Consider the following 17,170-nt stretch of genomic DNA (forward strand, 5'->3'; position numbering starts at 1 on the left):
TGGGGTGGGGCGTGGCGGGCGGGTACGGGCTGGGGGTGCGGGTTCTTGTGCGGCGTCGGGTCCCTGGGGCAGGGGTCGGGCGCTTGAGCCTCTGGTCCTTGTCCGGCGGCGGGTACGGGGGCCCTCCGCGCTCGACTCCTCGGGGTCGGCGGCGTACAGGTCCCTTGCCTTGGTCACCCGGGTGTTGCCGCCGATCCCCTGCGGGGCCGACCCTGCACGCCCCCTCCCGAGCGGTCGAGGACGCGACCGGTTGCGGTGCGGGCACACGCGAAGCCGCGCCGGTTCGGGCAGCGCGATGGGACGCGGCGCGAAGCAGCCGCAGGTGAGGGGTGTGGGGCCCTCCGGTGCCCTCGGAAGCCAACCCGCCACCCCAGGCAACGGGCCCCCTCCAAGGGTTCCCATCTGACGGAGCGTCAGGTTCAATGGGACCGTGATGGGACACGCAGCCATGGCCGCCACCGCCGTCCGCTATCTCCGGTCCGTCGGCGCGCCCACAGCCACCGAGCCGTACGAGGCCCTCCCGCGGCCCGATCTGCGCGCCGTGCGGGACGACGAACGGCTCGCCGTCGAGCCCGGGGAGTTCCGGCGGGTGCTCGGGCACTTCGCGACCGGAGTCACCGTCGTCACCACACGGGACGAGGACGGGCCCGCCGGGTTCGCGTGTCAGTCGTTCGCCTCGCTGTCGCTCGATCCGCCGCTCGTCGTCTTCATGGTCGGGCGGACGTCGACCACGTGGCCGCGTATCGCCCGGGCCGGGGCCTTCTGCATCAACATCCTCGGCGAGGAGCAGGGGCTTTTGTGCCGCGGGTTCGCCGTGAGCGGCGCGGACAAGTTCGCCGGGGTCGCGCACCGGCCCGCTCCCGTGACCGGGTCGCCGCTGCTGGACGGGGTGCCGGCCTGGGTCGACTGCACCGTGCAGAGCGTGCACACCGGCGGCGACCACCTGATCGTGGTGGGGCGGATCGCGGCGCTCGGCGCGGCCGAGGACGGCGCGCCGCTGTTGTTCCACCGCGGGAGGTTCGGCCGGTTCAGCCCGTGACCTGGTCCGTCGTCGGCTTCTCCGCCGGCAGGGACACCGCGGTGAGCACCGGCAGCGGCTTGCGCCGGATGACCAGCGCCATCAGCGCGGCTGCCGCGCACAGCGCCCCGGAGGCGTACCAGACCACGTCGTAGGAGCCGAAGACGTCCCGCGCCACTCCGCCGGCGAAGGCGACGACCGCCGCGCCCACCTGGTGCGAGGCGAGCACCCAGCCGAACACGATGGCGCTGTCCTCGCCGTAGTGCTCCCGGCACAGGGCGATCGTCGGCGGGACCGTCGCCACCCAGTCCAGGCCGTAGAAGACGATGAAGAACAGCATCGGCGGCTGGACGGAGGGCGCGAGCAGCATGGGGAGGAAGAGCAGGCTCACGCCCCGCAGCGCGTAGTACACCGCGAGCAGCCGGCGTGCCTCGAAGCGGTCCGTGAACCAGCCCGAGGCGATCGTGCCGACCACGTCGAAGACCCCGATCACCGCGAGCAGGGACGCGGCGGCCGTGATCGGCATGCCGTGGTCGTGGGCCGCGGGCACGAAGTGCGTCTTCACCAGGCCGTTCGTGGACGCGCCGCAGATCGCGAAGGTCCCCGCCAGCAGCCAGAACGGCCCGGTGCGGGCCGCCTTGAACAGCACCGTCACCGCTCGGCGCGCCGCCCCCGGTACCGGCTCCGGCTTGGGCGTGAAGCCCTCCGCGCCGTACGCCGACGTCCCCACGTCCGCCGGGTGGTCCCGCAGCAGCAGCCAGACGAAGGGCACCACGGCGAGCGCCGCGAGTGCGACGGTGATCGAGGCCGGGCGCCAGCCGTGGTGCTCCACCAGCCAGGACAGCAGCGGAAGGAAGACGAGCTGGCCGGAGGCGCCGGCCGCGGTGAGGATGCCGGTGACCAGGCCCCGGCGCTTCACGAACCAGCGGTTGGTGACCGTCGCGGCGAACGCCAGCGCCATCGAGCCGCTGCCGAGACCGACGAGGACGCCCCAGAAGAGGATGAGCTGCCAGGACGTCGTCATGAAGACCGTGAGACCGGAGCCGACCGCGATCACCGTGAGGGCGACCGCCACCACCCGGCGGATGCCGAACCGGTCCATCAGTGCGGCGGCGAACGGTGCGGTCAGCCCGTAGAGGGCGAGGTTGACGGAGACCGCGAAGCCGATCGTGCCGCGCGACCAGTCGAACTCCTCGTGCAGCGGGTCGATCAGCAGACCCGGCAGGGAGGCGAAGGCCGCGGCGCCGATGATCGTCACAAAGGTGACGGCCGCCACGAACCAGGCGCGGTGGATGCGGGGCCGGAGCAGCCGGGGGCCGGTGGGCGGAGGGGAGGTCTCGGTCACGCGGTCCAGCATCCGACGGGCACCTCCGGCACAACGAGTGGCCCGGAGGACAGGCTTCGATAGGATCGGGCCATGGACATGGCGGCAGCGCACCCCCGGCACCGAGTGGTCGTCCTCGCCCTCACCGGGCTGCTCCCCTTCGAGCTGGGCATTCCGCACCGGATCTTCGGCCGCGCCAAGGACCCGCAGGGCCATCACCTCTACGAGATCGTCACCTGCTCGGTCCGGCCGGGCCCCGTCCGTACCGACGCCGACTTCGACATCCACGTCGAGCACGGCCCCGAGGCGCTGGCCACCGCCGACACCGTGGTGATCCCCGCCTCGTACGAGCTGGGCCCTGTGTACGAGGAGGGCCGGCTCACCGGGGAACTCGCCGCCGCCCTCGCGCACATCCGGCCCGGCACCCGTCTCGTCTCCATCTGCACCGGCGGCTATGTCCTCGCCGCGGCCGGCTTCCTCGACAACCGGCCGGCCACCACCCACTGGTCCTCCGCCCAGCACTTCCAGCGGCTCTTCCCGTCCGTCTGCGTCGACGCCAACGTCCTGTTCATCGACGACGGGGACGTCCTCACCTCGGCGGGCGTGGCCGCCGGCATCGACCTGTGTCTGCACATCGTGCGACGGGACCACGGCACCGCCGTCGCCAACGACGTCGCCCGCCGCACCGTCGTGCCCCCGCACCGGGACGGCGGACAGGCGCAGTACATCGAACGCCCCCTCCCCGAGGCCCGGTCGGCGACGACGACCACCGCCCGGGGCTGGGCGCTCGGCCGGCTGCACCAGCCGATCCAGCTGCGGGACATGGCCGAGAGGGAGTCGATGAGCGTCCGGACCTTCACGCGCCGGTTCCGCGAGGAGGTCGGTGTCAGTCCGGGCCAGTGGCTCACGCGGCAGCGCGTGGAGCGGGCCCGGCATCTGCTGGAGTCCACGGATCTCTCGGTCGACCAGGTGGCCCGGGACGCCGGGTTCCGTACGGCGCAGTCGATGCGCCAGCATCTGCAGGCGGTGCTCGGGGTCGCGCCGACCGTCTACCGGCGGACGTTCCGGGCCGGGGCGGGCGCGGGCTGAGGGACGGCGGACGGCCGGGAGGAGACCGCCCGCCGCGGCTCAGAAGGTGAGCACCCCGCGTGCCACCCGTCCGTGGTGCGCGTCGTCCGCGGCCTTCGCGAAGTCCTCCACCGGATAGGTCTCGGTGACCAGTTCGTCCAGCAGCAGCCGGCCCTGGCGGTACAGATCGGCGTACAGGGCGATGTCGTGCTGCGGGCGGGACGAGCCGTAGCGGCAGCCCAGGATGGACTTGTCCAGGAACATCGCCGCCGGGACGAACGACGCCTCCGCCGTCGCCGCCGGCATTCCGAGCAGGATCGCCTGCCCGTGCCGGTCCAGCAGGTCGATCGCCTGCCGGATCAGCGCGGTGCTGCCGACACATTCGAAGACATGGTCGGCGCCGGTCGGCAGGATCGCGCGTACGCCCTCGCCCGACGCGAGGAAGTGCGTCGCCCCGAACTGCCGCGCCACCTCCTCCTTCGCCGGGTTGGAGTCCACCGCGACGACCGTGGACGCTCCCGCGATCCGCGCGCCCTGGAGGACGTTGAGCCCGATGCCGCCGGTGCCGATGACGACGACGCTCTCGCCGCGGTCGACCCTCGCCCGGTTGAGTACGGCTCCGACGCCTGTCAGGACTCCGCAGCCGATCAGCGCGGCGGAGGTCAGCGGGATGTCGGAGGGGATCTTCACCGCCTGGACGGCCTTGACGACGGTGCGTTCCGCGAACGCGGAGTTGGAGGCGAACTGGAACAGCGGGGCGCCGCCGCGGCTGAAGGGCCGGCCGGGCCGGCCGATCGCCGTGCGGCACATCGTGGGGCGGCCGCGGTCGCAGTCCGTGCAGGCCCCGCAGTTGGCGAGCGTGGAGAGCGCGACATGGTCCCCCGGCCCGACATGGACGACGCCCGCGCCGACCGCCTCGACGACACCCGCGCCCTCGTGGCCGAGCACCACCGGCGTGGGGAAGGGGATGGTGCCGTCGATCACCGACAGATCGCTGTGGCACAGCCCGGCCGCGGCGATCGCCACCAGGACCTCTCCGGGACCCGGGTCCCGTACCTCCAGATCGTCGACCACCTGGGGCTGTGTGCCGTCGAAGACGACGCCTCTCATCTCGGCTCCCTGGGTTCCCTCGGCAGGCCGAGCACGCGCTCGGCGATGATGTTGCGCTGGATCTCGTCCGAGCCGCCGTAGATGGTGTCGGCCCGGCTGAAGAGGAACATCCGTTGGTACGCGTCGAGTTCGTAGGGCTTCTCGGCGCTCCAGTCCCGCGGGCCGACAGCCGCGCCCGCACCCCGTACCGCCATCGCCAGCTCCCCGAGGCGCTGGTGCCAGCCGCCCCACAGCAGCTTGGCGACGCTGGGGGCGCCGACGGCCGCGGGGGCTCCGGGGCGGTCCTGCGGCGATCCGAGCGTGCGCAGGGCGTTCCACCGCATGGTGCGCAGCTCGGCCCACTGGCGTACGAGACGGTCCCGGACGACGGGGTCGTCGACGGCGCCGTTCGTCACGGCGGCCCGGATCACCTGCCCCAGTTCCTCCTCGAACCCGATCTGCTGGACGAGCGTGGAGACCCCCCGCTCCACGGCGAGCAGCCCCATGGCGACGCGCCAGCCGTTGCCCTCGCCGCCGACGAGATGCTCGGCGCGGGCGCTCGCGCCGTCGAAGAAGACCTCGTTGAACTCGCTCGTGCCGGTCATCTGGCGGATGGGCCGTACCTCGATGCGGCCCGGCTGGTCCATCGGGACGAGGAGGAAGGACAGGCCGTGGTGCCGGGCGGAGCCGGGCTCGGTCCGCGCGAGGACGAAGCACCAGTCGGCGTCCTGGGCGAGGGAGGTCCAGATCTTCTGACCGCTGATCCGGTACGTGCCGCCCTCGCGGACCGCGCGCGTCCGGACCCCGGCGAGGTCGGACCCGGCGCCGGGCTCGCTGTAGCCCTGGCACCACAGCTCCTCGCCCCGGGCGACCGCGGGCAGGAAGCGGTCCTTCTGCTCCCGGGTGCCGAAGGCGATGAGGGTGGGGCCGAGAAGGTTCTCGCCGATGTGGCCGACGCGGGAGGGGGCACGGGAGCGGGCGTACTCCTCGGCCCAGACGACCTGCTGGGTGAGACCGGCGCGGCGGTTGCCGTACCCGTCCTCGGTCCAGCCGAGCCCGACCCAGCCGTCCCGTCCGAGCTCGCGCTCCCACGCCCGGCCCTCGGGGTGGCCCGCGCCGAGGTGCTTCTCCAGCCAGGTACGGGCCTTCTCCCGGAACGCCTGGTCGTCCATGCGGACCTCCCGTTGTGGCGACGACGTGCCGGGCGCCGGCGGGGCGCCCGGCTCTCTCACGCGTTGGGCCGCTTCCCCTCGGCCGCGGCCCGCGCCTGCTCCTCCAGCAGCGCCAGCATCGGCATCGGGTCCACGCCCACCGTCCCCGGCAGGAAGTCCGCGATCCGCTCCGGCGTCCACGGCCCGTCGGCGTAGGCGGCGCGCAGCTCCCTCGGCTGCGCCCACACCGCGATCTTGGGGCCGGCGACCGTGTAGACCTGGCCGGTGATCCGCTCCTCGCGCGCGCGCTCCGAGAGCAGATAGACCACGAGTGCCGCGACGTCCTCCGGCTCGCCGATCTCCTTGAGTTCCATGGGCACGTTCGCGGACATCCGGGTGCGGGCGACCGGCGCGACCGCGTTGGCCGTGACCCCGTACTTGTGCATCCCGAGGGCCGCGCTGCGGACGAGCGAGATGATCCCGCCCTTGGCCGCCGAGTAGTTCGCCTGCGCCACCGATCCCTGGTGGTTCCCGCTGGTGAAACCGATCAGCGTGCCCGATCCCTGTTTCCGCATCACGGCGGATGCGGCACGGAAGACGGTGAAGGTGCCTTTCAGGTGCGTCGCGACGACCGGGTCCCACTCCTCCTCGGACATGTTGAAGAGCATCCGCTCGCGCAGGATGCCCGCCACGCACACGACGCCGTCGATCCGTCCGTACTCGGCGAGCGCGACGTCCACGAGCCGCTGTCCGCCGGCCATCGTGGCGATGTCGTCGGCGACGGCGACGGCCGAACCGCCCGCCGCCTCGATCTCCTTGACGACCGACGCGGCGACCTCGGACTCCGGCTCGCCGCCCCCGACCGGGACGCCGTGGTCGTTGACGACGACCCGCGCGCCCTCCGCGGCGGCGGCCAGTGCGACGGCGCGCCCGATACCCCGTCCGGCGCCTGTCACGGCGACGACCCTGCCTGCCAAGAAGTTCCCCACACCGGCCCCTTCCCGCGGTTTCTGACGGACCGTTAGATTCTACGGTCAGCCGGACGGTCGAGCACAAGCCCCAGGAGGCGCGATGTCCCTGCCAGCGGAGTTCCACAAGATCGCCAAACGCGTCAACAACTGGGGCCGTTGGGGTGAGAACGACGAGATCGGCACGCTCAACCTGATCACCGACGAGGTCGTCAGGTCCGCGGCCGCAACCGTCCGCACCGGCCGACGCGTCCCGCTGGCCCTGCCCCTCCACCAGGACGGCATCCAGACCGGCCTCATCCCGGGCCGGGTGAACCCGCTGCACGCCATGGTCCAGATCAACCAGGAGCTGTTCGGCCCGGGCACGGTCGCGACCAGCGACGACGTCGTGACGATGGGCCTTCAGGCGGCGACCCACTGGGACGCCCTGACGCACGCCTCCCATTCGGGGCGGATCTACAACGGCCGTCCCGCCGACACCGTGACGGCACACACCCGCGCCCGGTTCAGCGGCATCGACAAGGTCCCGTACGTCGTCTCCCGGGGTGTGCTGCTCGATGTCGCCCGCGCGAAGGGGCTGGACCGGCTGCCCGGCGATCACGCCGTGACACCCGAGGACCTGGAGGAGGCCGCGGACTTCGGCGGTGTCACCGTCGGGGCGGGCGACGTCGTGCTCGTACGGACGGGGCAGATGCAGCTCGCCCTCGGCGGCGACAAGCACGGCTACGGGTATCCGTCACCGGGGCTGTCCGTGCGGACGCCCGAGTGGTTCCACGCCCACGATGTCGCGGCCGTCGCCAACGACACCCTCACCTTCGAGATCTTCCCGCCCGAGATCGAGGATCTGTGGCTGGCGGTGCACGCGCTCGATCTGGTCGAGATGGGCATGCTTCAGGGCCAGAACTGGAATCTGGAAAGTTTGTCCACAGCCTGTGCACAAGAAATGCGCTACGCGTTCCTGCTCTCCGCGATGCCCGAGCCGTTCGTCGGCGGTACGGGGACGCCCGTCGCACCGGTCGCCGTCCTGTGACCGGGACTGTGCCCGTGGCCGTGTCCGTGCGGAGAGCCACGTCCGTGCGGAAACCACGCCTGTGCCGGAACCACGCCCGTGCCGGTGTCGTGGTCATGCCGCAGCGGGCATCGGAGCAGGGAGCTGTGTGAACCGGGTCCCGTGAACAAAGGCCCGTGAATCGATCTACGGCCGAGGGGCCGCTACTGCTGCGCGGTCGCGAAGCCTCGCGTCTCCCGCTCGAACCGGACGACCGGGGCCGCCGTTGCCGCGCACCGGTCGACCTCGCACCAGATGGACTTGCCGGTGCCCTCGCGCTGCCAGCCCCACCGGTCGGCGAGACCGTCGACGAGTTCGAGCCCGCGGCCGCCTGTGTCCTCGCCCTCGGCGTGCCGCGGCTGCGGCGGCCGGGCGCTGATGTCGGCGACCTCCACCCGCACCGTGCCGGCCTCGGCGGCACCCGCGCCGAAGAGCATGCGCAGGACGGCCGGACAGCCGGTGTGCACCACGGCGTTGGTGACCAGCTCGGAGATCAGCAGGATCAAGGTGTCGGCGAGCGGTTCGTCGTCCCCTATGCCCGATCCGACGAGTCGTGAACGAGCCCATCTACGGGCCCGGCTCACCTCCGCGGGATCGGGCCCGACCTCCAACTGAACCTGAAGCACCTGCACCGCTCACACCATCCGAACCGGCGGACACATCGCCTCGCGCCTCGACAGGGTCCTCGTCCAGGTCACCGAACGTGACTCTCTTACGAGACAGCATGGTTGACGTACAGTCACCGCAACAAGCGCTTCGGGCATATTCCAGCGCGAAGGAGTACCCGTGGTGCATACTGTGCGACGCACGCTGCGGGGAGTCGAACAGAGGCTCGCGACCCGTCCCCCAGGGGGACGAGCGGCGCACATTCCCGGGCTCGGAGCCGCCGCACCGGCAACACCGTGACCGCCCCGCCTCGGAACCACTCGCATCTGACGGAGCGTACCGGAGGCCGGGCCTCGCAACGGGCCGTGACGAGACCCCCGAAGGACACAACCCGGTATCGACGCTGGGTGACGCATCACGGCGGCGCGGCGAGCGCCTCCGCCTGGATGTCCGCCGCCTCTTCGGCGGTCGGCCACAACTGCGCCCGGACCCACGCCCGCTTGAGATGCAGATGGATGCCGGCCTCCCAGGTGAACCCCATGCCGCCGTGCACCTGGATGCAGTCACGGGCGTTGCGCACGGCGGCGTCGTCCGCGAGGAGTTTGGCCCCGGCGATCTCCGTCCGGTCCCCGGTGACGGCGGCCGCGTAGACGGCACTGCGCGCGAGTTCCGTACGCAGAAGCATCTGGGCACACAGATGCTTGACTGCCTGAAAGCTCCCGACCGGCCGGCCGAACTGCTCGCGCTGCGTGGCGTGTCGCACGGCACGGTCGGTGGTGCACGCGGCGCTGCCGAGCTGTTCGGCGGCCGAGAGGAGCGCGGCCACACCATCGTGTGCGCCCTCGGCGGAGGCGGGCCGGGGCACGCGGTGCAGCGGGGTGAGCGGATCGACCGACCGCAGCGGTACGGCTCCGGTGGCGTCCCCGAGCACCTGGTCGGCCGCGTCCAGCCACGGGACGAGGACCCCGTCCACCCGGGTCACGACCGTCTCGCCGGCCGCGGCGCCCTCCACGCTTCCGGCGGCGAGGTGGGTGGCGACGAGCGGGCCGGGCAACAGGACCCGGCCGGCCTCCTCGAAGACGAGGACCGCCTCGGGAAGTCCGCCACCGGCGCCGCCCTCCTTCTCGTCCAGCCGCAGCGAGAAGAATCCGGCCCGCCCGAGCTCCCGCCACAGCGCGCGGTCCAGCCGGGGTGCGGGCCCCGGGTCGCCGGGCCCCGGGTCACCGGGCAGCAGGCGGGACAGCACCTCCCGTACGCCCGACCGCAACGCCCGCTGTTCGGAGGTGAGTTGGAAGTCCACCGTTCACAGGCCCTTCGGCAGGCCGAGGATGCGCTCGGCGATGATGTTCTGCTGGATCTGGGAGGTGCCCGCGGCGATCGTGTACGACAGCGACGAGAGCCGCTCGGGCGTCCACGCCCGGGACAGGTCCAGGCTGTCCGGACCGAGCACGTCGGCCGCCGCCTCGTAGAGCTCCTGACGCGCGTGGGAGTAGCGCAACTTGAAGACGGACCCACCGACGCCCGGCACGCCCCCCGTCGCCTGGGACTCGCTCACGTTCCACTGGATCAGCCGCCACAGCGCGCCGAACTCGGCGTGCAGGCGGCCCAGCCGGCGGCGCAGGGCCGGGTCGTCCCAGCGGCCGTTCGCGCGGGCCGCCCCGGCCAGTTCGCCGAGCGTGCGGCGGCAGGCCACGACCTCGCCGACGAAGGCGGTGCCGCGCTCGAAGGACAGGGTGACCATCGTGACCCGCCAGCCGTCGTTCTCCTCGCCGATCCGGTTCCCGACGGGCACCCTGACCTCGTCGAGGAACACCTCGGCGAACTCGGCCGACCCCGCGAGGGTGCGCAGCGGCCGTACGGTGATTCCGGGCGCGTCCATGGGCATGGCGAGCCAGGAGATCCCCCGGTGCTTGGGGGTGGCGGGGCCGGTGCGGACGAGCAGCTCGCACCAGTCGGCGACCTCGGCGTGCGACGTCCAGATCTTGGAGCCGGTGACGACGTAACTGTCGCCGTCGCGGACGGCCTTCGTCCGCAGGGACGCGAGGTCGGACCCGGCGTCCGGCTCGCTGAAGCCCTGGCACCAGATCTCGTCGCCGCGCAGGATCGGCGGCAGCCATCGCTGCCGCTGCTCGGCCGTGCCCTCCGCCGCGATCGTCGGTCCCGCGTGCAGCAGACCCACGAAGTTCGCGCCCACGTAGGGCGCCCCGGCGCGTTCCGTCTCCTCCAGGAAGATCAGCCGCCGCGTCGGGGCCGCGTCCCAGTGCACCTCGCCGTAGCCCGCGTCGTACAGCATCCGCCGCCAGGCGGTGTCGTACGCCCGCCGTCCCGGCCAGTCGTCCGGGGACGGCGCGGGCTCCAGGGTGGGCAGCGAGGCGGCGAGCCAGTCACGCAGCCGGGTCCGGAACGCCTCCTCCTCCGCCGTGTACGTGAGGTCCATCAGTCGAGGTCCAGGCCCAGCATCCGGATCGCGTTGCCCCGCATCAGCTTGTGGATCGTCTCGTCGTCGAGGCCCTTGACGTGGTCGAGCGCGACTTCCTTGGTGTGCGGGAAGGTCGAGTCGACGTGCGGATAGTCGGTCTCGAAGGTGGCGTTGTCCCGGCCGACGACGTCGAGCGAGGCGATGCCGTGCTTGTCGCGGAAGAAGCAGCAGAACATCTGCCGGTAGTAGTAGGTCGAGGGCGGCTCGGGGATCAGATCGCGCACCCCGCCCCACGCCCGGTGCTCCTCCCACACGTCGTCCGCACGCTCCAGCGCGTAGGGGATCCAGCCCATCTGGCCCTCGCTGTACGCCAGCTTCAGCCGGGGGAACTTCACCAGCACGCCGCTGAAGAGGAAGTCCATCATCGAGGCCATGGCGTTGTTGAAGCTGAGCGAGGCCTGCACGGCGGGCGGTGCGTCGGGGGACGCGGCCGGCATCTGCGAGGACGAGCCGATGTGCATGTTCACGACCGTCCCGGTCTCCTGGCAGACCGCGAAGAACGGGTCCCAGTACCCGGAGTGGATCGAGGGCAGCCCGAGGTGGGTCGGGATCTCGGAGAACGTCACGGCCCGTACGCCCCGCGCCGCGTTGCGCCTGATCTCGGCGACGGCGAGCTCGATGTCCCACAGCGGGATGATGCACAGCGGGATCAGCCGGCCGCCGCTGTCGCCGCACCACTCCTCCACCATCCAGTCGTTGTAGGCGCGCACGCAGGCGAGGGCCACCTCCTTGTCGTGCGCCTCCGCGAACGTCTGCCCGCAGAACCGGGGGAAGGTGGGGAAGCAGAGCGAGGCCTCGACATGGTTGAGGTCCATGTCCTTCAGGCGTTCCTTGGGGTCCCAGCAGCCGGGGCGCATCTCGGCGCGGGTGATGCCTTCGAGGGTCATTTCGTCGCGGTCGAAGCCGACCGCCGCGATGTTCCGCTTGTACGGGAACTTCAGGTCCTCGTAGATCCACCAGTCGGTCGGCGGACCGTCCGGGTCCATGGTGATCCGGTACTTGCCGGCGACGTAGGCCAGTTCGCCGATGCCCGCGGTGAGCGGCTTGGGACCCCTGTCGCGGTACTTCGCGGGGAGCCAGGTCTCGAAGAGGTGTGCCGGTTCGATCACATGGTCGTCGACGCTGACGATCCGAGGAAGTTCAGCCATGGTGTCCCCTCCGCCGTGCCCGGGAGAAAGCCGTATCCGATGCCGTATCTGATGACCCGTCAGAAAGCAGGCTAGCCCCGCACCCCTGGACCGACAAGGCGGAGAGCTCTACGCTCTCGCCACTGTCTGACTACCCGTCAGGTCTGGAGGCGTACGGCCCCATGAACGAGACCGCGCACGCTCTCGCCGCATCCCGCACCCTGTGGGACCTCCTGCGGCGAAGGGCCGCACTCACCCCTGACCGGCCGGTGCTGATCCAGGGCGACCGCACCCTGACCTTCGGCGAACTGCGCGACCGGGCCGAGCGGGTCGCGGCCGGACTGTCCGAGCGCGGGGTGCGGCCCGGCACCGTGGTCGCCTGGCAGCTCCCCACCCGGATCGAGACGGTGCTGCTGTCCATGGCGCTGGCCCGGCTCGGCGCCGTTCAGTCGCCCGTGATCCCCTTCTACCGGGACCGGGAGGTCGCCTTCGCGCTGCACGCGGCCGAGGCGGAGCACTTCGCCGTGCCGGGGCGGTGGCGGGGGTTCGACCACACCACGATGGCGGAGCGGATCGGGGCCCGCGGAGTCTTCGAGGCCTACGGCACCCTGCCCGACGGCGACCCCTCCGTGCTGCCGCCGCCCCCGGCCGAGGGCGGTGACGTGCGCTGGATCTACTGGACCTCCGGGACCACGTCCGACCCCAAGGGCGTGCTGCACACGGACCGTTCACTGATCGCGGGCGGCTCCTGTCTCGCCCACGCGCTGCATCTGAGCGAGGACGACGTCGGCTCGATCGCCTTCCCCTTCGCGCACATCGGCGGCGCGGACTACCTGGTGATGCTGCTGCTGTACGGCTTCCCCGCGGTGCTCTTCGAGACGTTCGCCCTGCCCGGCGCCCTGGACGACTACCGCAAGCACGGTGTGACGACGGCGGGCGGCTCGACGGCGTTCTACTCGATGTTCCTCGCCGAACAGCGCAAGCAGCCGGGCGAGAAGCTCATCCCCACCCTGCGGCTGCTGGCCGGCGGCGGTGCGCCGAAGCCGCCCGAGCTGTACCACGCGGTCGTCCGCGAGATGGGCTGCCGGCTCACCCACGGCTACGGCATGACCGAGGTGCCGATGATCACCATGGGCTCGCCCGACGACACCGACGAGAACCTCGCCACCACCGAGGGCCGGCCGCCGGAGGGCATGGAGATCCGCATTGTCGACGGCGAGGTGCGGCTGCGCGGCGAGGCGGTCTGTCAGGGATATCTGGACCCGGCGCAGACCGCACAGGTCTTCGACGCCGACGGTTTCCTGATCACCGGGGACCTCGGCCGGCTCACCGACAGCGGCCATCTGGTGCTCACCGGACGGCTGAAGGACGTCATCATCCGCAAGGGCGAGAACATCTCGGCCCAGGAGATCGAGGACCTGCTGCACGGGCATCCGGGGGTGGCCGACGCGGCGGTGATCGGGCTGCCCGACGCGGACCGCGGCGAGCGGGTGTGCGCGGTCGTGGAACAGGCTGCGGGCGCACCGGAGCTGACGCTGGCCGCGGTGACGTCGTATCTGCGGGGGGAGGGCCTGTCCACGTACAAACTGCCCGAGCAGTTGGAGGTGGTGAGCGCCCTCCCCCGGAACGAGACCCTGCGCAAGGTGCTCAAGTACAAGCTCAGGGAACGGTACGCGTGAAGGGACCGAGGCGGGTCCGGGGGGCGGAGATCCCCTACGGGTGCTCCGGCGTGACGTAGTACGCCGCGAACGCCGTGAGGATCTCCTCCTCGCTGATCCGCCCGTCCGCGTCCGCGTCCAGCGCGGCCGCCGCCTGCGAGGCGCGCGACTCGTCCACACCCAGCACCCGCATCACCCGCTCCGCCGCGGACGGGGTGACCCCCTGCCCGTCCTCGTCGGCGATGGCGATCACGGCGTGCAGGAACGGGCGGGCGATCTCCGCGAACCGCTGCGGATTGTCACGCAGTCTCTTCACCGCTCCGGTGATGAACTCCTGGCGGGTGACCCGCTGGTCCCCGTCCACATCGGCAATTCCCGCCATTCCCTGCCAGAACGCCTCGGCGCCGCTGTACAAGGCCTGACCCTTGTCCGAGCGTGCCTTGGTGGAGAACTCGGCGAGAAGCCGTGCGGCCGCCCCGCTGAAGTCCTCACGGTCGATATAGCCGTTGCCGTCCTGGTCGAAGGCGGCGAAGCGAGACGCGATCTTGCGCTCGTACTCTGCGCTGTCCATGCGGGGAGAGTACGGCCCCGACGGCTGCCGCGTGCACGTACTGAGCCAATTACGTGGAAGCGACATGCGGAAGGACCCCGGGTGAAGCCGTCGGCAAAGGGTCAGGCGGAGAGGGGTGCGGCCTTCTCGTCGGTGGCCGCTTCGGTGTCCTCGTACACGTCGAAGAGCCGGCGCACGCCGAGAGCGGCCAGCACGCGATTGACGTGCGAACCCTCCTCCGCGCCGCGGGCCGGCAGTATCAACCGCAGCCGGCCGCGACAGGAGTGCAGCAGCCGGCGGGAGGCGATCAGTACGCCCACACCGCTCGAATCGCAGAACTGCACGCCCGAGAGATCCAGCACCACGTCCCGGTGCCCCTCGGCCACCGCCTCGTGCACATGCTGACGGACCACCGGTGAGGACACGAGATCGAGCTCCCCGCTGACGTGCAGCACGGTCCACGCGCCCTGCCGGTCCTCGTCCACCTTCAGCATCACCATCGGAGCCTCTCCTGGTGTCCTTGCGTCTGTACCGCGGGTACCGGAATCTGAGCTTCCTGTCCGCCTTCCCAACGGCCATGGCCCGAAACACCGAGGTTGCGGCAGTTCCACGATGGTGTCAGTCCCTACCATCCGGGGACCCCCTCGGGGGCGCACTTGACGCAAAGGGGCGTGCGTCCTCGTGCAGGCGCATTACATTCGAAGAGGCGACAGGCACAGGGGCAGTGCGCAGGGGCGAGGCTTGGGGGCCGCATGGCAAAGGACACACCGCCGCGCTGGGACCGCAGGATGCAGCAGCGGCTCGCGCGCGGCGAGGCCGCCGCGCTCGGTGAGCTCTACGACAGGTTCGCCTCGCTCGTGCACATGCTCGCCCACCGGGTGCTGGACGACGACACCGCCGCCGACCAGGTGACCCGCGAGGTCTTCGGCTACATCTGGGAGAACCCGGAGGCCTACGACCCCAAGCAGGGCTCCCTGCGCTCCTGGGTGGCCAAGCTCACCAACAGCCAGGCCGTCCACCGGCTGCGCCGGACCGAGGCGGCCGCGCTGGCGAACGCCGGCGAGGGCTCCACCGAGGAACTGGAGCAGAAGGTGCGCCGGGCGGCCGTGGCAGCCCGCGCGGACTACATCGTCACCTCCATGCCCGCCCCGCTGCGCGCGGCGCTGGAGCTGGCGTACTTCCAGCGCAGGGACTACCGGCAGACGGCCGCCGACCTCGGGGTCACCGAGGACGAGGCCCGGCGCCGGCTGCGGCTCGGCCTGCAACTGCTCTCCACCGCCCACACCCGCCCGCTGGAGGGCTCGTCCCCGCCCGGATACGGACGCTCCCTGTGAGCGGGCCCCTGGACGGCGGCCACGGCGATGACGACGACGCACGCGACGAGGTGCGGGGCGCTCCCCGCATACCCGGGCCCCGGGCGGCGGCGGACGACCTCGCGGCACGGGATCTGACGGTGCCGCCGCCCCAGGAGGACGCCCGGCCCGCACCTCCCCCACAGACCGGGGACCCCGGGCGGACGACGGAGGAGCGGCTGTCCCACAGCGTGCTCAAGTCCCTGCTCGGCGCCTGGGCACTGTCCGCCTGCTCCTCGGAGGAGACCGCGGCCGTCGAGGAGCACCTCGGCGACTGCGCCCCCTGCGCGGAGGAGGCGCTGCGACTGCGGGACGCCGTCGGACTGCTGCACACCGACCGCGATCTCGATCTCGACCCGCTGCTGCGGTTCCGGGTGCTGGAGAACTGCCTGGGCCGCAGGCCCGCCCGTATCCCCGTGCCCGTGTGGGCCAACCCGTACGACGCCGAGACCGCCCGGCTGGACGCCCTGCTGCGGGACATCGGCGAATCCGAGTGGCATGCGCCGGTCCGGCTCAAATGGTTCGAGGGCGAGAGCGCGGCGAGCCGGCGGACGACCGTCGCCGGGGTCATCGGGCATCTGATGACGGTCGACGGCCTGGTCGCGGGCGCCCTCGGTCTGGACGATCCGCTCGGGCGGACACCGGCCGGCGGGCCGACCGAGCGCACGGAGGCGTTCTGGGGCGCGGACGAACCGGCCACCCGCGCCGTCCACGAGCCCTGGCGCGACCAGAGCCACACCCTGATCCGCACGGTGTCCTTCGCGGGCCGCGGGGTGGCCGAACTGTCCGTGTCGTACGGGGACTTCGCGCTGCCGCTGCGGGACTCCCTCCTCGACCGCGCCTTCGAGTGCTGGATACACGCCGACGACATCGCGGACGCGGTGGACTATCCGTACGACCCGCCGAGCGGATCCCATCTGAACCGGATGATCGACCTCGCGGCCCGGATGCTGCCCGCGGCGCTCGCCGGCCGCAGACGTGCCGGTCTCGCCGGGCCGGCCAGGCATCTGGTCGCGGCCGGGGCCCCGGGACGTTCACTGCATCTGGAGGTCGAGGGCGCCGGCGGCGGGAACTGGTACATCGCCCTGGACTCCCCCGCCGCCGTCGGCTCACCCGATCAAGCGGTGGCGCAAGTCGCGCTCGACGGCGTGGAGTTCTGCAGACTGGTGGCCGGTCATGTGCCACCGGAGGAAGCCGCCGCGGGGCAGGACGGCGACCGCGAGGCGATCAGGGACGTCCTGTTCGCCGCCGCCTCGCTGAGCAGACTCTGAGTGCTGGGCGCACCCCGAGGTACAGACGGGCAGGGCGGAGTCCTACTCCCCGCCCACCATCAGGTTCGGATCCCCGCCCCTGCCCTGCGGCTTGAGCTCGATCTGGATCGTGTGTGTGGTGTCGCGCGCCGCCGATCCGCCGCCCCCCGCGGTGAGCACGCCGATCCGCAGCTCCGCGCGGCCACTGCCCTCGCGCCGCACCTGCACCGCGAACTCCAGGTTCACCTTCTCCACACTGAACTTGAGATCGCGGCCCTCGCCCGCGAGCTGCGCCTGCTCCAGCTCGTCCCGGACCTGGCCGATCACCTCGGCGAGGCCCACCACCGCGCCTTCGTCACGCTCAGCCATCGCGCACCCCGTTCCCTGTAGTTATCGTTGAGCAGTATGAGGGAGCCGTTGCGTACGTCCAACTCATCGTCGCAAGAGGAAAGTTGGCGGGTCTGCCTGTTCCGTACGCAGAA

17 protein-coding genes are annotated in these 17,170 nt (G+C 71.8%); 6 read left to right on the top strand and 11 right to left on the bottom strand.

Going from position 1 to position 17,170, the window contains the following annotated elements; translation table 11 throughout:
* The first annotated feature begins 448 nt into the window (after positions 1-448).
* Positions 449-1,039: a flavin reductase family protein gene (locus ACQPWZ_RS15820; protein ID WP_340477888.1), complete on the top strand. Its 591-nt coding sequence runs from the start codon at positions 449-451 to the stop codon at positions 1,037-1,039.
* On the opposite strand, the gene ACQPWZ_RS15825 is transcribed toward ACQPWZ_RS15820, so the two are convergent.
* Positions 1,029-2,375, bottom strand: coding sequence for an MFS transporter (locus ACQPWZ_RS15825; RefSeq protein WP_433571664.1), 1,347 nt, complete (start codon positions 2,373-2,375; stop codon positions 1,029-1,031). The genes ACQPWZ_RS15820 and ACQPWZ_RS15825 overlap by 11 nt on opposite strands.
* Positions 2,376-2,435: 60 nt before the next feature.
* Here ACQPWZ_RS15825 and ACQPWZ_RS15830 point away from each other — a divergent pair, with 60 nt between their 5' ends.
* Positions 2,436-3,431 (top strand): GlxA family transcriptional regulator, encoded by a 996-nt coding sequence (locus tag ACQPWZ_RS15830; protein WP_433571665.1) that lies wholly within the window; start codon positions 2,436-2,438, stop codon positions 3,429-3,431.
* Positions 3,432-3,470: 39 nt separating this feature from the next.
* Here the strand turns inward: ACQPWZ_RS15830 and ACQPWZ_RS15835 are convergent, their stop codons facing one another.
* The 3 genes from ACQPWZ_RS15835 to ACQPWZ_RS15845 are packed head-to-tail and all read right to left on the bottom strand — an operon-like array spanning position 3,471 to position 6,639.
* Positions 3,471-4,520, bottom strand: a complete 1,050-nt coding sequence (locus ACQPWZ_RS15835) for a Zn-dependent alcohol dehydrogenase (protein WP_405570562.1) — start codon at positions 4,518-4,520, stop codon at positions 3,471-3,473.
* Entirely contained in the window at positions 4,517-5,671 is a 1,155-nt protein-coding gene (locus tag ACQPWZ_RS15840; protein ID WP_405570565.1) for an acyl-CoA dehydrogenase family protein, read from the bottom strand. Before ACQPWZ_RS15840 ends, ACQPWZ_RS15835 begins: the two co-directional genes overlap by 4 nt.
* Before the next feature lie 56 nt (positions 5,672-5,727).
* Entirely contained in the window at positions 5,728-6,639 is a 912-nt protein-coding gene (locus ACQPWZ_RS15845; RefSeq protein ID WP_383233783.1) for an SDR family oxidoreductase, read from the bottom strand.
* Positions 6,640-6,721: 82 nt separating this feature from the next.
* Here ACQPWZ_RS15845 and ACQPWZ_RS15850 point away from each other — a divergent pair, with 82 nt between their 5' ends.
* On the top strand, positions 6,722-7,648 hold the full coding sequence (locus ACQPWZ_RS15850; RefSeq protein ID WP_433571666.1) for a cyclase family protein: 927 nt from the start codon (positions 6,722-6,724) through the stop codon (positions 7,646-7,648).
* 182 nt (positions 7,649-7,830) lie between these two features.
* Here ACQPWZ_RS15850 and ACQPWZ_RS15855 read toward each other — a convergent pair whose 3' ends face one another.
* The 4 genes from ACQPWZ_RS15855 to ACQPWZ_RS15870 all read right to left on the bottom strand — a co-directional run bounded on the left by ACQPWZ_RS15855 (position 7,831) and on the right by ACQPWZ_RS15870 (position 11,899).
* Positions 7,831-8,298: an ATP-binding protein gene (locus ACQPWZ_RS15855; RefSeq protein ID WP_433571667.1), complete on the bottom strand. Its 468-nt coding sequence runs from the start codon at positions 8,296-8,298 to the stop codon at positions 7,831-7,833.
* Positions 8,299-8,687: 389 nt separating this feature from the next.
* Positions 8,688-9,572 carry an acyl-CoA dehydrogenase family protein gene (locus ACQPWZ_RS15860; protein WP_405570574.1) on the bottom strand — a complete coding sequence of 295 codons (885 nt, stop codon included), beginning with the start codon at positions 9,570-9,572 and terminating at the stop codon, positions 8,688-8,690.
* A gap of 3 nt (positions 9,573-9,575) precedes the next feature.
* The gene (locus tag ACQPWZ_RS15865; RefSeq protein ID WP_433571668.1) at positions 9,576-10,709 is read right to left on the bottom strand and encodes an acyl-CoA dehydrogenase family protein; all 1,134 of its coding nucleotides are present in this window, start codon (positions 10,707-10,709) and stop codon (positions 9,576-9,578) included.
* Positions 10,709-11,899, bottom strand: coding sequence for an amidohydrolase family protein (locus ACQPWZ_RS15870; protein ID WP_327683082.1), 1,191 nt, complete (start codon positions 11,897-11,899; stop codon positions 10,709-10,711). Before ACQPWZ_RS15870 ends, ACQPWZ_RS15865 begins: the two co-directional genes overlap by 1 nt.
* 161 nt (positions 11,900-12,060) lie before the next feature.
* Here ACQPWZ_RS15870 and ACQPWZ_RS15875 point away from each other — a divergent pair, with 161 nt between their 5' ends.
* Entirely contained in the window at positions 12,061-13,557 is a 1,497-nt protein-coding gene (locus ACQPWZ_RS15875; RefSeq protein ID WP_340473723.1) for a class I adenylate-forming enzyme family protein, read from the top strand.
* A gap of 34 nt (positions 13,558-13,591) precedes the next feature.
* Here ACQPWZ_RS15875 and ACQPWZ_RS15880 read toward each other — a convergent pair whose 3' ends face one another.
* Together ACQPWZ_RS15880 and ACQPWZ_RS15885 are read right to left on the bottom strand one after the other, a co-directional pair.
* Positions 13,592-14,107, bottom strand: a complete 516-nt coding sequence (locus ACQPWZ_RS15880) for an EF-hand domain-containing protein (protein ID WP_340473724.1) — start codon at positions 14,105-14,107, stop codon at positions 13,592-13,594.
* Between the two features lie 101 nt (positions 14,108-14,208).
* Positions 14,209-14,583 (bottom strand): STAS domain-containing protein, encoded by a 375-nt coding sequence (locus ACQPWZ_RS15885; protein ID WP_340477889.1) that lies wholly within the window; start codon positions 14,581-14,583, stop codon positions 14,209-14,211.
* A gap of 255 nt (positions 14,584-14,838) precedes the next feature.
* Here ACQPWZ_RS15885 and ACQPWZ_RS15890 point away from each other — a divergent pair, with 255 nt between their 5' ends.
* Both ACQPWZ_RS15890 and ACQPWZ_RS15895 read left to right on the top strand, forming a co-directional pair.
* Complete coding sequence (locus ACQPWZ_RS15890; protein ID WP_327683077.1) at positions 14,839-15,420, top strand: sigma-70 family RNA polymerase sigma factor; 582 nt, start codon at positions 14,839-14,841, stop codon at positions 15,418-15,420.
* Positions 15,417-16,709, top strand: coding sequence for a zf-HC2 domain-containing protein (locus ACQPWZ_RS15895; protein ID WP_433571669.1), 1,293 nt, complete (start codon positions 15,417-15,419; stop codon positions 16,707-16,709). Before ACQPWZ_RS15890 ends, ACQPWZ_RS15895 begins: the two co-directional genes overlap by 4 nt.
* Before the next feature lie 42 nt (positions 16,710-16,751).
* Here the strand turns inward: ACQPWZ_RS15895 and ACQPWZ_RS15900 are convergent, their stop codons facing one another.
* Positions 16,752-17,057, bottom strand: a complete 306-nt coding sequence (locus ACQPWZ_RS15900; RefSeq protein ID WP_327683073.1) for a trypco2 family protein — start codon at positions 17,055-17,057, stop codon at positions 16,752-16,754.
* Positions 17,058-17,170 lie beyond the last annotated feature (113 nt).

This window comes from Streptomyces sp. CA-251247 (assembly GCF_050952975.1).
Lineage (GTDB): Bacteria > Actinomycetota > Actinomycetes > Streptomycetales > Streptomycetaceae > Streptomyces > Streptomyces achmelvichensis.